This window comes from Salinicola sp. JS01 (assembly GCF_030284585.1).
GTDB lineage: Bacteria > Pseudomonadota > Gammaproteobacteria > Pseudomonadales > Halomonadaceae > Salinicola.
In genome coordinates this window covers 2,724,287-2,739,791 of record NZ_CP127244.1, presented here as the reverse complement: position 1 = coordinate 2,739,791, position 15,505 = coordinate 2,724,287, and the positions used below count along the sequence as shown (strand labels likewise).

At 67.8% G+C, this 15,505-nt stretch carries 11 protein-coding genes and 2 pseudogenes; 7 read left to right on the top strand and 6 right to left on the bottom strand.

The genetic code is table 11. The features are described 5' to 3' along the window. Positions 1 to 3 precede the first annotated feature (3 nt). A complete protein-coding gene (locus QO259_RS12540) occupies positions 4 to 846 on the bottom strand; it encodes a 5'-nucleotidase, lipoprotein e(P4) family (RefSeq protein WP_285950211.1) in 843 nt (280 codons plus the stop codon). A gap of 248 nt (positions 847 to 1,094) precedes the next feature. On the opposite strand from QO259_RS12540, the gene tsaC reads away from it, so the two are divergent. From tsaC to aroE, 3 genes and pseudogenes are all read left to right on the top strand, one after another. Then, on the top strand, positions 1,095 to 1,643 hold the full coding sequence (tsaC, locus tag QO259_RS12535) for an L-threonylcarbamoyladenylate synthase type 1 TsaC (protein ID WP_285950210.1): 549 nt from the start codon (positions 1,095 to 1,097) through the stop codon (positions 1,641 to 1,643). A 100-nt stretch (positions 1,644 to 1,743) separates the two neighbouring features. Continuing rightward, a pseudogene (gene hemF, locus QO259_RS12530) lies at positions 1,744 to 2,675 on the top strand (oxygen-dependent coproporphyrinogen oxidase). Then, positions 2,672 to 3,484 (top strand): shikimate dehydrogenase, encoded by an 813-nt coding sequence (gene aroE, locus QO259_RS12525; protein WP_285950209.1) that lies wholly within the window; start codon positions 2,672 to 2,674, stop codon positions 3,482 to 3,484. The pseudogene hemF and the gene aroE overlap by 4 nt, the downstream one beginning before the upstream one ends. A gap of 332 nt (positions 3,485 to 3,816) precedes the next feature. Here aroE and QO259_RS12520 read toward each other — a convergent pair whose 3' ends face one another. Together QO259_RS12520 and QO259_RS12515 are read right to left on the bottom strand one after the other, a co-directional pair. Then, positions 3,817 to 4,623 (bottom strand): M48 family metallopeptidase, encoded by an 807-nt coding sequence (locus tag QO259_RS12520; RefSeq protein ID WP_285950208.1) that lies wholly within the window; start codon positions 4,621 to 4,623, stop codon positions 3,817 to 3,819. Between the two features lie 163 nt (positions 4,624 to 4,786). Continuing rightward, positions 4,787 to 5,404: a hypothetical protein gene (locus QO259_RS12515; RefSeq protein ID WP_285950207.1), complete on the bottom strand. Its 618-nt coding sequence runs from the start codon at positions 5,402 to 5,404 to the stop codon at positions 4,787 to 4,789. A gap of 147 nt (positions 5,405 to 5,551) precedes the next feature. Between QO259_RS12515 and QO259_RS12510 the strand changes: the two genes are divergently transcribed. The 4 genes and pseudogenes from QO259_RS12510 (at position 5,552) to QO259_RS12495 (ending at position 12,003) form a co-directional block, all read left to right on the top strand. Beyond that, positions 5,552 to 6,427: an ATP-binding protein gene (locus QO259_RS12510; RefSeq protein ID WP_285950206.1), complete on the top strand. Its 876-nt coding sequence runs from the start codon at positions 5,552 to 5,554 to the stop codon at positions 6,425 to 6,427. A gap of 85 nt (positions 6,428 to 6,512) precedes the next feature. Further along, positions 6,513 to 9,998 carry an ATP-binding protein gene (locus tag QO259_RS12505; RefSeq protein WP_285950205.1) on the top strand — a complete coding sequence of 1,162 codons (3,486 nt, stop codon included), beginning with the start codon at positions 6,513 to 6,515 and terminating at the stop codon, positions 9,996 to 9,998. A 1-nt stretch (position 9,999) separates the two neighbouring features. Further along, entirely contained in the window at positions 10,000 to 10,389 is a 390-nt protein-coding gene (locus QO259_RS12500) for a response regulator (RefSeq protein ID WP_285950204.1), read from the top strand. Further along, a pseudogene (locus QO259_RS12495) lies at positions 10,379 to 12,003 on the top strand (diguanylate cyclase). The gene QO259_RS12500 and the pseudogene QO259_RS12495 overlap by 11 nt, the downstream one beginning before the upstream one ends. A 36-nt stretch (positions 12,004 to 12,039) precedes the next feature. On the opposite strand, the gene der reads toward QO259_RS12495, so the two are convergent. The 3 genes from der to QO259_RS12480 all read right to left on the bottom strand — a co-directional run bounded on the left by der (position 12,040) and on the right by QO259_RS12480 (position 15,495). Beyond that, positions 12,040 to 13,443 (bottom strand): ribosome biogenesis GTPase Der, encoded by a 1,404-nt coding sequence (gene der, locus QO259_RS12490; protein WP_035469833.1) that lies wholly within the window; start codon positions 13,441 to 13,443, stop codon positions 12,040 to 12,042. A gap of 235 nt (positions 13,444 to 13,678) precedes the next feature. Continuing rightward, a complete protein-coding gene (gene bamB / locus QO259_RS12485) occupies positions 13,679 to 14,839 on the bottom strand; it encodes an outer membrane protein assembly factor BamB (RefSeq protein ID WP_207032054.1) in 1,161 nt (386 codons plus the stop codon). Then, positions 14,836 to 15,495, bottom strand: coding sequence for a YfgM family protein (locus QO259_RS12480; protein WP_285950202.1), 660 nt, complete (start codon positions 15,493 to 15,495; stop codon positions 14,836 to 14,838). Before QO259_RS12480 ends, bamB begins: the two co-directional genes overlap by 4 nt. Positions 15,496 to 15,505: the final 10 nt, after the last annotated feature.

Sequence of the window (15,505 nt, the reverse complement as noted above, 5' to 3'; positions counted from 1 at the left end):
GGTTTAGGGCGTCTCCGGGCCGCCCCACTGCTGCAGATGGTTGCGCCGGGCACTGGCTTTCTGCGCGTCGTCCAGGCTCCAGTCATTGTGATAGAGCGCGCCCTCCCAGGCGCCATAAGCGGGGTTGGGCAGCACGATGTAGCGGCTGCCGAAGGCGTCCGGCTGGGCCTCGACGGCAGCGCGCCGGGCCTCGGCGCTGGCACGCTCGAAGCCCGCCGAAAAGTCGCCCAGATTGTCTCCCATCAGCAGGATCACCCAGTGCGACTGCGCCACCCGCTGGCGGCGTGCGGTCTTGTCGCTGCTCTCGATGCGCGGTAGGAAGTGCGCCTCGTCGGCATCTGGGAAGCCGACCTGGCGCAGGTTGCGCAGCGTGGACTGGGTCTCGTCGGCGCGCCTATTGGTGATGTAGAAAACCGCCACCCCGCGCGAGGCGGCGTAGTCGAGAAACGCCTTGGCTCCGGGCATCGCCCGAGCGCTGGCCTTGTCCACCCACTGGTGCCAGGTATCGCTCTGATAGTTCTCGCCGCTGGCGATCAGCCACGCTTCGTAGGGGCTGTTGTCGAGCACCGTTTCGTCGACATCGACCACGATCGCCGGGGGCCGCTGCTGCCCGTCGGCGGCGGCCAGCGCGCGGTCGAGGTTACGCCGCGCGAGATTGAACGCCTGATGGCTCAGCGCGGCGTACTCACCGGAGGTCTGCATCCACAGCGTCGCCATCACCAGCTGATCGGAGAGCGCGGGTGCCGGCGGCTGGCTCGTCTGCTGGGCCGGCTGCTGGGCGCAGGCGCTGAGGCCGCCGGCGCAGACCAGGCCGAGCAGCGCGAGGGATAGAGGCGATCGTTTCATCTTGGGCTCCTGAGACAAGGTGAGAGTCGGGGTGACGCCTGGCACGTTTCGGTACGCTGCCACTCGTTTCACTATGGCCGGCCCACGCCGCGGGCGCCATCTTCGCTGGCCGCAGTCCGATGCCTGGCGCCCAAGGTCTGATCTTGGGTGCGCCTTGCGTCAGGGTGCGACGCTCGGGCGCGGAGGCGAGCCTGAGGCGGCGTGTTACCATCGCCGCAGCTTGAACAAGGCAACTCGAGGAAGCGGAGATGTCAGAGTGGGCCGCCGCGATTGCGGCGCTGAAACAGGGGGGCGTGATCGCCTATCCCACCGAGGGGGTCTGGGGGTTGGGCTGTGACCCGGACGACGCCGATGCGCTGGCGCGAGTGATCGCGCTCAAGGGGCGCGCCAGCGATAAGGGCTTGATTCTGATCGCCGGCAGTCTGGAGCAACTGGAGCCGTGGCTCGCCGGGCTCGACGCCGAGCAGCGCGGGCGCCTGGCGGCGAGCTGGCCCGGCCCCAATACCTGGCTGATCCCCGACAACGGGCGCGCCCAGCCACTGCTGCGCGGCGATCACACCACGTTGGCGGTGCGGGTCAGCGACCACCCGCTGGTGCAGCAACTGTGTGCTGCCTGGGGCGGGCCGCTGGTCTCGACCTCGGCCAACCGTGCCGGCGAGGCACCGGCGATGAGCGCGCAGGCAGTGCGCGAGACCTTCGGCGACGCCGTGGCGGCGATCGTCGATGGCCCGCTGGGAGGACGCGATCGCCCCAGCACGATCCGTGACCTGCTCAGCGACCGCGTACTGCGCCCCTGAGCCGGAGGAGGCTGTCACGCGCTGCGCCCGCCTGACAGCCAGCATGCGACTCTTGTCAGCCGGCGCCCCATTTCCCGTACCGCGTAGAAGGACATCGACCATGGCACATTCGCACCTCGACAGCGTCAAGACCTATCTGCTCTCGCTGCAGGACTCCCTGTGCGACTCGCTCGCGGCACTGGATGGCGCCAAGAGCTTTGCCGAGGACAGCTGGGAGCGCGCCGAAGGCGGCGGGGGCGCAGCCGGGTGATCGAGGAGGGCGCGCTGTTCGAGAAGGGTGGGGTCAACTTCTCCCATGTGTACGGCGCCGAGCTGCCCGCTTCGGCCACCGCCGCTCGCCCCGAGCTGGCCGGGCGCAGCTTCCATGCGGTGGGGGTCTCCTGGGTGCTGCATCCGCGCAACCCGCACATCCCCACCGCCCACGGCAACGTGCGTTTCTTCATCGCTGACAAGCCCGGCGAGGCGCCCGTGTGGTGGTTCGGCGGCGGCTTCGACCTGACCCCCTACTACCCTTACCTCGAAGATGCCCAGCACTGGCACCAGGTAGCGCAGCGCGCCTGCGAGCCATTCGGCGAGTCGGTCTATCCGCGCTTCAAGGCGTGGTGCGACGACTACTTCTTCCTCAAGCACCGCAACGAGACACGCGGCGTCGGTGGGCTCTTCTTCGACGATCTCAACGAGTGGCCGTTCGAGCAGTGCTTCGCCTTCCAGCGCGCGGTCGGCGACAGCTTTCTCGACGCCTATCTGCCGATCGCCGAGCGCCGCCGCGAGACTCCGTTCGGCGAGCGTGAACGCGACTATCAGGCGTTCCGCCGCGGGCGCTACGTCGAGTTCAATCTGGTCTGGGACCGGGGTACCCTGTTCGGGCTGCAGAGCGGTGGGCGTACCGAATCGATCCTGATGTCGATGCCGCCGCTCGCGCGCTGGCAGTACCAGTGGACCCCGGAGCCGGGCACTCCGGAAGCGCGCCTGCTCGCCTATCTCAAACCGCACGACTGGCTGAACGCCACCCAGGAGCCGCAACCCGCATGAGCGATCGTTACGCTGTCTTCGGCAACCCTATCGGCCACTCGAAATCGCCGCGCATCCATACCGCCTTCGCCGCGCAGACCGGCGAAGCGCTGGTGTATGAGGCGATCGAAGCACCCAGCGACGATTTCGCCGGCGCCTGGCGTGCCTTCGTCGCCGACGGTGGGCGCGGGGCCAACGTGACCGTACCGTTCAAGCAGGAGGCCTTTGCCCTGGCCGAGGTGCATACCCCGCGTGCGCACCTCGCCGGTGCGGTGAACACCCTGTGGCTGGACGCTGACGGCCGGGTCCACGGTGATACCACCGATGGCGTGGGGCTGGTGCGCGACCTGCAGACGCACGCCGCCCCGCTGGCGGGCGCGCGGGTGCTGCTACTGGGGGCGGGTGGCGCCTCTCGCGGGGTGATTCAGCCGCTGCTCGAGGCCGGCGTGGAGAGCCTGCGCGTGGCCAACCGCACCCCGGCCAAGGCGCAGGCGCTGGCGGCGCTGTTCGCCGGCAGCGGGCAGGTCGTGGGCTGCGGCTTCGAGGCGCTGGAAGGGGGCTTCGACCTGGTGATCAACGCCACCAGCGCGAGCCTCGCCGGTGAGCTTCCGCCGCTTCCGGAGACACTCTTCGCCCCCGAGGCGCTGGCCTACGACATGATGTACGGCGCCGAGCCGACGGTCTTCCTGCGCTGGGCCGCAGCGCACGGTGCGCGCACGGTGGATGGCCTGGGCATGCTGATCGAGCAGGCGGCGGAGTCGTTCTGGCTGTGGCGTCAGGTACGCCCGGAGACGGCGGCGCTACTCGAGAGTCTGCGCGCCGAGCTTTGAGGGAAACACTGCATAAATGCCTGCACGCGCGAATGGCTGCGTTACGCGGTACTCGAAAGCTCGCCTAACCCCAAGTTATGTCTCGCTTTCTGCGTTCCGGGCGCCTGGCCCTTCATCTCGTTCGGCGATTTATTCAGCTTTCCCTAAGACCGCGCGTTGCTCGTCGCGCTCGGTCAACCGTTTGCGATCGCAGCCCTTGGTGCACTCGCCGAATGTAGAGCGCGGGCTAAAGACCAGCCGCAAAAACCCGTCGTAAGGCACATATGGCAGACGGCCGCCGCCGGAGGGTTCCGGCGGCGGCCGTCGTCGTTGCGGGCCAGGATGTCCTCGGCTCACGCCTTGCAGTTGGGCCGCCGCCCCGCCGCCTTGGCCTGTTCGTAGCGCGGCACCGCTTCGTCGAGGCGGTTCTTCAGCCCGCTCATGCGCTGGTCGTTGCTGGGGTGGGTCGACATCCACGCCGGCGGCTCGCCCTGGCTGTTGGCGGCCATGTTCTGCCACAGATCGAGGCTGGCGCGGGGGTCGAACCCGGCGTCCGCCATCAGATCCAGACCCACCAGATCGGCTTCCGACTCCTGCTTGCGCGAGAACGGCAGGATCACGCCGTACTGCGCCCCGGCGCCCAGCAGCCCCATCACCTGTTCGCCGCCCGCGCCCTGCAGCCCTGCGGCGCTCTGCAGCACCGAGAGTCCGGTCTGGGTGGCGGCTTGGGTGGAGACCCGCTCGTTGGCATGGTGCGCCAGCACGTGGCCGACTTCGTGGCCGATCACTGCGGCGAGCTGGTCCTGGTTGGTGGCGACCTTGAGCAGCCCAGTGTTGACACCGATATAGCCGCCGGGCAGGGCGAAGGCGTTGGCGGTGTCATCCTTGAACAGCTTCACCTGCCACTTGTCGATACCGGCGCTGGCCGGCACCTGGGCGGTGATGGCGTCGGCCACGCACTGCACGTAGCTCGCCTGGGCGCCGCCCACCGTGGGCAGTTGCTGCTCGTACTGGCTGAAACTCTGCTTGCCCATCTGGGCCAGCTCGTCATCGGAGTAGAAGGCGAGCTGGTTGCGCCCCAGAGGTGAGGTGCTACAGGCGCTGAGTAGCGCCGCGACGCCGAGAGCGCCCAGGGCGCGGCGCGAGAGGGTGAGTGACATGCGGGTCTCCGAATACGAGTCTGGCGTTATCGTTGCTGTCTTGGCTGACGTCGAGGGCGAGCCGGCAGGGCGGTGCCCGATCCGGCCCGTCGCGGCGCGTCAGCCCGTCCAAGATACCCGGCCTGCCCGAGCGGTCAACCGATGCGCATCGGGGCCGCCGGCACTACTCGGCCGAAGGGGTATCGTCAGCGCGGGAGGCCTCGCCGACATCGAAGGCCAGGGTCGGGGCCGAGACCATCCGTGCCAGCGCCGGCGGCAGTGCCGGGGTCAGGCTGAGGTGGCTGCCCGGCGGCAGCTCGCCGCTGGCGCTGAGGCGGCGTGCCAGATCGAGCAGTGAGGCGACCTTCTGCTCGTGGCTGGCCAGGGCGTCGATGCCGTGCGGTTCCAGCGCCGCCGGCAGCGTCACCGTGGTGGTCTCACCCGCGTGCAGCGGTACCGGCTGATCGAACTCGCCAGCGACCGGCTCGGCCCCGGGCACCTGGAGTTCCCAGGCAAAGCCCTGGAGTTCGAGCGACGGCGCGTTGGCGGGCAGCGAGAGCGCCAGCGGCAGATCGATATTCACCGGCAGCCCGGCCAGGGCCAGCCCCGAGTTCAATAGGGTTTGCTCGTCGATGCCCGCGAGGCCGGGGGCGAAGTGGTAGTTGCCGATACGTACGTTATCGACGCCGAGCGAGGAGAGCGCGATACGCCCGAGCAGGACGCCGAGTTGGGGCAGGGCGAGGCAACCGCCGAGCAGGGAGACCAGCAGCAGAGCGCAGGCAAGGCGGGCACGAGACGTCATCGTCTCTCCTCGGAGGGAGTCAGGGGAAAACGAGCCCGGACTCGACTGGACCCGGCGGCGCGCGCGGCACAAGATACGCTCATCGTGGCGATTGGCAATCCCCCGCCAGCGCCGGACGTGAGATATCGACCCGAGGAGACCCGAGAGATGGATGGAGAGCTGGCCCAACGGCTGAGCCGACTGCTGGAACGTGTCGAGGCGTGGCTACCCGAGCAGCCCCCGGCGGTGGACTGGACCCGCGACGTGGCCGCGCTGTGGCAGTCGCATCCGCTGGGCGGCCAGCTGGTACCGGTGGCACCGCGGGATGCGGTGGGGCTCGACGACCTGATCGGCGTGGAACGCCAGAAGCTGGCGCTGGTCGACAACACCCGCGCCTTCCTGCAGGGGCGCCCGGCCAACCACGCGCTGCTGTGGGGCGCACGCGGCAGCGGCAAGTCGTCGATGGTGCGTGCGCTGCTCAACAGCCTGGCCGGAGAGGGGCTGCGCCTGATCCAGGTCGACCGCCACGATCTGGTCGCGCTGCCGGTGCTGGTCCAGCGCCTGCGCGATCACCAGCACCGCTTCGTGGTCTACTGCGACGATCTCTCCTTCGAGGGCAACGATGACGCCTACAAGGCGCTCAAGAGCGTGCTCGACGGCACCCTGACCGGGCCGCCGGAGAATGTGCTGCTCTACGCCACTTCCAACCGTCGTCATCTGCTGCCGGAGTCGATGGCCGACAATCAGCAGACCCAACTGGTCGACGGCGAGCTGCATCACGGTGATGCGGTGGAAGAGAAAATCTCGCTCTCCGACCGCTTCGGGCTATGGCTGGCGTTTCACCCCTTCGACCAGCAGGCCTATCTCGAGGCATGCCGCCACTGGGTCGAGTATCTCGGTGGCGCCGAGAGTTGGGGCGAGGCGGCGCAAGCGGAGGCTAAGCGCTACGCCACCCTGCGCGGGGTGCGCAGCGGACGTGCGGCGTGGCAATTCGCCTGTCAGTGGGTAGGAACGCAGGCTATTCGGCCCATGCAATATCAATAGAATACGATATCCTTCTCGAGGAGCGCTCCTCTGGTCAAAAGGTATGAGGTTCGCGCTCATACCTTTGCTGCTCGAGAGGATTCGCGTGAAAGTCCTACGTCTGCCCCTGCTGCTCATTTTCCTGGGTAGCCTACTGCTGGCGCTGTTCTTCGGCTGGATGCTGGTCCAGGCACTGCATAACGACCGTGAGGCGTTCCGGCGCGATCTGGCGTTCCAGTCGAAGGAGCAGGGCATCACCGTGAGTGCCGCCCGCGCCGGGCTCGAGCGCCGCGTGCAAGTGCTCGCCAATACTCTGGCCGCCGATCCGGTGATCCGCAACCTGCTGCTGCAGGCCGCGCGCGAGATGCCGACCTCGCCGGCGCGCAATGCGATGTTGCGCGATCGCCTGCGGGCCAATCTTCAGCCCTACTGGGAGGCGCTGCGCGAGAGCGGGGCGCTGGAGCTCAATCTGTTCCTCCCCGATGCCAACGACATCGACCCGCTGGTGAGCATGGATCCACCCGACACGCACGAGCAGCATACGGGTGACAGCGACTATCTACTAAGCCGGGCGCAGCACTTGCGCACGGTGGTCTTCGGCATCGAGTTCGACGGCCAGCGCGCCACCACAGGTGGGGTAGCTCCCGTGCTGCATCCTGACGAAGGGCGTGACGGGCCGCTGGTCGGTCTGCTCGAGGTGGAGTTCGGCGTCGTGCCCAACGTCGAAGCCTTGTCGCACCAGTTGGAAAGCGGGGTCGCCATTCTCCTTCGCGCCGGTGGCGACGATGCCACGCCACGCTGGCGCGTAAGCGAGAGTTCCGCTGGGCCGATCGCGCAGTGGCTGGACCAGCAGCAGGCGCCTCGCGTTGCGACGCAGAGCGCCTGGCGCGTGGTCGAGGGCGACGACGGCCACGGCTATCTGCTCACGCTGGTGCCGTTGAGTCAGGCCGGCGACGTCATGCAGCGCCCGGTCACCGCAGTGGCGATCTGGAAGGATATCTCACTGCAGCTTAAGCAGCGCGACGAACTGATCATGGCCACCTGGCTGCGCTGGGGGCTGGCCTGGCTGATCGCCGAGGCGTGTCTGCTACTGTTGCTGTGGGGCACGCGTCGGGTCACGCGTGAGACCATGCTCGCCCACCAGCAGCGCCTGGAGCAGCAGAAGCGCTCGCTGGTCGGGCTCAACCAGAGCCTCGAGGCGCAGAAGGAGGCGCTGCAGACGCTCAACGATATCGCTGCGCTGCAGGAGACGTCGTTCCCGCTGCTGGTGGAGCGCGCACTCCAGGCGGGGGCGGCGCATCTCGACATGCCCTACGCGATCGCCAATCGGATCGATGGTGAGGAATACATCATCCAGGCCGCCTATTCGCCGGACGACCGCTTCGCGCGCGGACAGACGCTCAAGACCAGCGATACGTTCTGCAGCGCAGTGGTGGCGCGCAGCGACGTGGTGGCGTTCACCGATGCCGACGCCGAGGGTTGGAACGACCACCGCTGCCGCGTGCTGTTCGGTCTCAAGAGTTATATCGGTGCGCCGATCTGGGTCCACGGCCAGCGCTTCGGCGCGCTCGCTTTCAGCAGCGAGCAAATCCGCGGTCGGCCGTTCGACGAGGCCGACCGCGAGTTCGTGCGCCTGCTGGCGCGCTGGGTCGGGGCGACTCTGATGCGCTGGCAGGAGGTCGAAGCGCGCGACGAAATGGCCGGGCGCCTGGCCAAGATCGCTTCCCAGACACCGGGCATGATCTATCAGTACCGTGTCGATAACGCAGGCAACGGTACCTTCCCGTATGCCAGCGAGGCGATTCGTACCTTCTACGGCATCAGCCCGGAGCAGGCGGCGCAGGATGCCTCGATGGTGATCGAGGCGATCGTGGAAGAGGATCGCGGCAAGGTGATCGAGTCGATTCGTGAATCGCGCGAGAACCTGACGCCCTGGCACTGCGAATACCGCATACAGCATCCCGATGGGCACGTGCTGTGGCTGGCGGGGCAGTCGATTCCCGAGCGCGAGCCGGATGGCGCCACGCTATGGCACGGCTTCGTCCACGATGTCACCGAGCGCAAGCGCAGCGAACGCCTGAAGACCGAGTTCATCTCCACCGTCAGCCACGAGCTGCGCACGCCCTTGACCTCGATCTCCGGCTCGCTGGGGCTGATCCAGGGTGGGGCGCTGGGCACGCCGCCGGAGAGCATGCGCGCGATGCTGAGCGTGGCCCACAGCAACGCCCAGCGCCTGATCATGCTGATCAACGACCTGCTCGACATGGAGAAGCTGGTCGCCGGCAAGATGACGTTCCAGATGCAGGAGCAACCGCTTATGCCGTTGATCGATCAGGCGATCGAGGCCAATCAGGCCTACGCCGATCAGTTCAAGGTGCACTATGTGGTCACCGAGCGTCTGGACGAGGTCGAGGTCAACATCGATGCCATGCGGCTGCAGCAGGTGCTGAGCAACCTGCTCTCCAACGCCGCCAAGTTCTCGCCCCCCGACATGCAGGTCGAAGTGCGCGTGGAGGCGATCGGTGAACGTGTGCGGGTCAGTGTGATCGACCACGGCCCGGGCATCCCCGAGGCGTTCCACGAGCGTATTTTCCAGAAGTTCTCCCAGGCCGACGGTTCGAGCACGCGCAAGCAGGGCGGTACCGGGCTGGGCCTGGCGATCACTCGCGAGCTGGTCGAGCGCATGCGCGGCTCGATCAGCTTCTTCTCCGAGGAGGGCCAGGGGGCCTGCTTCTTCTTCGAGCTGCCGCGCCTGGTGCGCCCGGATGCCGCCGAGCGTGCGGCGTTGACCGAGCGCCTGGCGGGGCAGACGGAGGAGGCAGGTGTCGCCCCCGGCGTGCGCCTGCTGATCGTCGAGGACGATCCGGATACCGCGTTGCTGCTGGCGATCCTGATCCGGCGCTGGGGCTATCAGGCCGAGGTCGCGCACACCCTGGAGGAGGCGCTAGGCTGGATCGAGCGGCGCAGCTTCGATGCCATCACCCTCGATCTGATGCTGCCCGATGGCAGTGGCCTGACCCTGTTGCGCCAGCTACGCGAGCAGCCCGAGACGCGCGATCTGCCGGTGCTGGTGGTGTCGGCGATCGCCGGCGAAGGGCAGTTGGAGATCGGTGGCCAGCTCAACGCCGTCGACTGGCTGGCTAAACCCTTCGACGAACGGCGTCTGGCGCATGCGCTCAAGGGCTCGCTGAAGGGGCGTCCGCAGCGCGAGCGCATCATGCATGTGGAGAGCGATGCCGAGCTGACCCGCCGCGTGGCCGGTCAGGTCGCGGCGAGCATGACGCTGGACGTGGCGCGCTCGGTGGCCGAGGCGCGTTATCTGCTCGACAGCAATGACTACGGCCTGATTTCGCTCGACCTGACCGCCCCCCAGGGCCCGGGCTGGGAGATCATTCCGCTGCTCAGCCAGCTGCCGCGCCACCCGGCGGTGATCATTCTTTCCGAGCAGGCCTTGGCGCCGAACCTGCTCGGCCGGGTCGATACCGCGATCGCGCGTCCTGGGCTCTCCGCAGAGGAGCTGCGCGAAGCCTTCGACCGTCAGCTGCAGGGCCGCCGCCGAGATGATGATAAAGACACACAAGGAGACAGCTGACATGCAAGCGTTACATCGGGTTCTTCACGTCGAGGACGACCCGTCGATTCAGGAGGTGGCGCGGATTGCGCTGGAGGTGGTCGGCGGCATGGAGGTCGCCAGCTGTGACAATGGCCAGGCGGCGCTGGGCAAGGCCGCCGAATGGCAGCCGGATCTGATTCTGCTGGACGTGATGATGCCCGGCATCGATGGGCCCACCACCCTGGCGCGGCTGCGTGAGCAGGACGCCACGCGGGAGATCCCGGTGATCTTCATGACCGCCAAGGTGCAGGCCAACGAGATCGAGCACTACCGCAGCATCGGCGGGCTGGACGTGGTGATCAAGCCGTTCGATCCGATGACGCTGGCGAGCCAACTGCGCGAGATATGGGAGCGCATGGATGAGCGGTGAGGACGTTCAGGCGCGCCTGGCAGCACTGCGTGTGCAGTACGCCGAGCGCCTGGGCAACGACCTGCAGACGCTGATGGCCCAGGCGCGCGAACTCGCCGCGCGTCAGCGCGCGATCGAACCCCAGGCGCTGGAGACGCTGCGTCTGGGGCTCCACCGCATCGCCGGTTCCGCCGGCACCTTCGGCCACCCGGCGCTGGGCCAGGAAGCGCGCGAGATGGAGCTGTGGGTGCAGACCGTGCTGGAGACGGCAGTGGCGCCGACCGCGCCCATGCTCAGCGCGCTCAGCGACCGTCTCTGCGACAGCTATCGACTATTGGCCGATGCCCAGACGCCGGCGCTGGCCGAGTCGCGCACCGGCGACGCCGAGTCAGCGGAAGAGCGCCCGGTGCGGGTGGGGGTGATGAGCCTGGATGCCAGTGAAGCGCTGGAGCAGGCGCTGAGCGGCTTCGGCTACGCCTGCCGACGCTTGGCGGCGCCGAATGAATGGCGTGAGTGGCAGCCCGACGTGGCGGTGATCGATACCGCCTCGCTGAGCGCAGCGAGCTGGCAGGCATGCACCGCGGTGGTGCCCGGTACCCGGCGTATCCTGCTCAGCGCCGATGGCGGCTTCGACGCCCGGCTGCAGGCGGTGCGCGACGGCGCCGACGGTTTCTTCACCCATCCGGTGGATGTGCCCACGCTGGAGCGGCGCCTGCGCCACCTGATCAACATGCCGCAGCAGGACCCCTATCGGGTGCTGATCGTCGACGACGACACCGAGCTGGCCGAGCACTTCCGCCTGACGCTGAAGATCGCCGGCATCGAGTCGCGGGTGATCGAACACCCGCGTGACGTGCTGCGTGGCCTGCGTGAATTCGTCCCCGACCTGGTGCTGATCGACATCAACATGCCGGGCTGTTCGGGCCCGGAACTGGCGCGTCTGATCCGCTTCGACGACGACTGGCTGCGCATTCCCCTGATCTATCTCTCGGCCGAGTCCGATGCCCAGCGCCAGGCCCAGGCACTGGCCCAGGCGGGTGATGACTTCCTGGTCAAGCCGATCTCCGACGTGGCGCTGACCGCGGCGGTGACCGCACGCGCCCAGCGCTCGCGCCAGCTGAGCCAGGCGCTGGCCCGTGACGGCCTGACCGGGCTGATCAAGCACCCGGCGATCAAGGAGCTGATCGAGATCGAGCAGTCACGCACCCAGCGCAGCGGCGCCGAGGCGTGCGTGGTGATGATCGATATCGACCGCTTCAAGACGATCAACGACACCTATGGTCACGGCACCGGCGACTACGTGATCCGCCTGCTCGCCAACCTGCTGCGCCAGCGCCTGCGTCGGGTCGACCATATCGGCCGCTATGGGGGGAGGAGTTCGTGGCGGTGCTGCCGGCGTGCTCGCTGGATAACGCGCGCGAAGCGATCGAACGTATCCGCGAGAGTTTCGCTCAGCTCGAGTGTGTGGCGGGGCAGGCGGTGTTTCATGCCACCTTCAGCGCCGGCGTGGCCAGCACCCTTGACTGGACCGACGCCGGCGCGCTGCTGGAGGCCGCCGATCGCGCCATGTACGACGCCAAGCAGGGCGGGCGCAATCAGGTGCGGGTGGCGCGGGACGCCACACCAAAGACCTGATCACGCCGCCGTTGGGTGCCCTGCCTCCAGGGTACTTCAGCGGCGGTTCTTGCGCGCTTCCTTGGTCCGGCTCAGCTGACGCGCGCGCGCCTTCTCGCGATCGTTGGCGTCAGCGTGCTTGTCGTAGGGGTTGTCGCCGGAGCGGAACTCAAAGCGGATCGGCGTACCCCGCACCTTGAGCACCTTGCGGAAGGTATTGGTGAGATAGCGCTTGTAGGCTTCCGGCAGCGCCGACGTCTGGTTGCCATGGACGACGATGATCGGCGGGTTGCTGCCACCCTGGTGGGCCATGCGCAGCTTGATCCGACGACCATTGATCAGCGGCGGCTGGTGCTCGCTGACCGCGTCCTGCAGCAGGGTGGTCAGGCGGTTGGTCGACCAGTGGCTGTTGGCGCTGGCGAAGGCCTTGTCGACCGACTTGTAGAGATCGCCCACGCCGGTGCCGTGCAGCGCCGAGATGAAGTGCAGATCGGCGTAGTCGGCGAAGCCGAGGCGGCGCTTGATGTCCGCACGCATCTTCTCGCGCGCTTCCTGCTCCAGACCATCCCACTTGTTCACCGCCAGCACCAGCGCGCGGCCGCTCGACAACACGTAGTCGAGCAGATGCAAATCCTGCTCGACCAGGCCGCTGCGGGCGTCGAGCACCATGATCGCGACATGGCACTCCTTGATCGCCTCGAGGGTCTTGACGATCGAGAACTTCTCGGCGGTGAGGGTGACGTTCTTGCGTCGCCGGATACCCGCGGTATCGACCAGCACGTAGGGCTTGCCGCGGCGCTCGAAGGGGATCTCGATGGCATCGCGGGTGGTGCCGGCCTCGTCGAACACCACCACGCGGTCTTCGCCCAGCATGCGGTTGACCAGGGTCGACTTGCCCACGTTGGGGCGGCCGATCACGCCGATGTGCACTCCGGGATGGCCACCCTGCGGGCCGGCCAGCGGATCGCGGGCGGGGAAGGGCTCGAGCACTTCGTCGATCAGCGTGGTGACATTGCGCCCGTGGGAGGCGGCGATCGGCCGCGGGTCGCCGAGGCCCAGACCCCAGAAGTCGGCCATGCCGATCTGTTCGTCGAGGCCGTCGGTCTTGTTGACCACCAGCCAGGTCTTCTTCTGGTTCACCCGCAGGTGATTGGCGATGGCCTGATCCGCCGGCATCAGCCCGGCGCGGGCGTCGACCAGGAACAGCACGATATCGGCTTCGTCGATGGCGGTGAGCGACTGCTCCGCCATGGCGGCGTCGATGCCTTGCTCATCGCCACTGATACCACCGGTATCGATGACGGTGTAGGCCTTGTCGCCGAGCTGGCCGTTACCGTACTTGCGGTCGCGGGTGAGGCCGGGGAAATCGGCCACCAGGGCGTCGCGCGAGCGCGTCAGGCGATTGAACAGCGTCGACTTGCCGACATTGGGGCGGCCAACCAGGGCGATAACGGGGGTCATGGCGATTCGCAAACGAGCAGCGGGAGTATGGCGCCGACGCGGGAAGAGCGCCGACGACGTCAGGGTATGGGCGAGGATGAAAGCGTACCGGCCTCGCGTTCTGGCGCGATTCTAGCATACACCGCCGCCGGGCACAGACCACGATCCTTCTGCGGCGTGTGCCGGGTCTCGCCAGGCCCCAGACGACGACGGCCCCGCCTAGGCGGGGCCGTCGTCAAGACGCAGAGGACGCGTCTCAGGGCTTGACGGTCTTGAGGTCGTAGGCGACCAGACGGCCGTCGTTGGCGTAGACGTAGAGACGCTTGTCGCCGGTCAGCAGCGGCAGGGTGATGCCGCTGCCGCTGACATGGACGCGCCCGCTCATCTCGCCGGTGGTGGCATCGAGCAGGTGCACGTAGCCCTCGTAGTCGCCCACGGCGATATTGCCGTCGACGAAGGCGGGCGAGGTCAGCCAGCGTCCTTCGAGGGTGTCGGCGTCCCACATCACGCGGCCGGAGTCGGCTTCGATGGCGAGCACGTGGCTGGCGGCATTGACCGTGAACAGGTAGTTGCCCACCACCAGCGGGGTCAGGTAGCTCGACTCCTTGCGCTCCCACAGCACCTTGCCGGAGGTCGCTTCGAGGGCCACCAGACGGCCGTTGTAGCTGGTCACGAACAGGCGCCCGTCGCGGGTCAGCACCGGCTGGCCGTCTAGGTCCACCAGCTGGTCGACTTCGGTACGGCCCTGGGGCACGGCGACACGCATGTCCCACAGCGGCTGGCCGCTACGGTTGTCGAGGGTGACCAGGCGACCGTTGGCGAAGCCGGCGAAGGTGACCGGCTCGATGGTTCGCGGCGTGCCGGTGCCGCGCAGAGTCAGCGCAGGGATCGCGCTGGAGTAGACCCACTTTTCCTGACCATCGGCTCGGTCGAGGGCGGTCACCGCGCCGTCGACGCTCTGCGCGATCACCAGCTGACTGTTGACCTGGGGCGGTGCCAGCACTTCGCTGGAGACCCGCGAACGCCAGGCGATGCTGCCGTCGGTGCGATCCACCGCCAGCACTTCGCCGTTGCGGGTGCCCAGATAGAGACGGCCGGGGTCGGCGCCGATCCCGCTGGAGATCGGCGTGCCGAGCTCCACCTCCCACTGGGTGTCACCGCTGTCGGTGTCGATCGCGCGCAGATCGCCGGTCTGGTCGACGGCGTAGATCGTGCCGCCATCGACCAGCGGGGTCAGCGGGTACTGGGCGCGGCCCAGACCTTCGCCGATGTCCTGGCTCCAGCGCTCGTCGAGTTCGACGGTGGCGGGGAAGTCCTTGAGCTCCTTGGGCGGATACTGGGGTTCGACGCTACCGGCGCAGCCGGCCAGCAGGGTCGCGGTCAGCCCCAGGGGCAGCAGTAGGCGGGTCAGTTTCATGGGGTAGCGTCCTTTGCACCGAGGTCGTCGAGCTTGAGCTGAAGGCCGTAGAGCGTCTGGTCCGACGCCTGCGCCAGGTTCTGCGCTTCCTGATACGCCTGGCTGGCGTCGTCGTTGCGGTCGAGGGCGACGAAGGCATCACCGCGTACCGCCTGGCGCTGCGCCTCGAGCGCTTCGGGGAAGCTGCCGTCGAGGGTCTTCAAGGCGCTGTCGGCATCCTTGGCGGCGATCTGCAGGCGCGCCAGTTCGATCTTGGCCAGCCCCTGCATGTAGGGGCGGTCGCTGTCGGCGATCAGCGGTTCGAGCGCCTTCCGGGCGCGGGCGTCGTCGTTGGCGCCCACCGCCAGCTTGGCCTCGATCAGGCCAGCGAGATCGGCATAGAGCGTGCCGCTGTGATCGCTCTCGAGCTTGTCGGCCAGCTCGAAGGCCTGGGTGCGCGCCTTGTCATCGATGCTATCGCTGGCGGCGATGGCGATGAGCTGCTGATAGGTCACCGAGGCCTCGGCGGACTGGTTCTCCTGATGGCGCTGCCAGGCGTGCCAGCCCAGCACCAGCGCTGCGGCGACGACGATGCCGACCAGCAGCGCGGTGCCGTTGGACTTCCACCACTCCTTGATCGCATCCAGCTGTTCTTCTTCGCTTCTCAGCTCCGCCACGGGCGGTCTC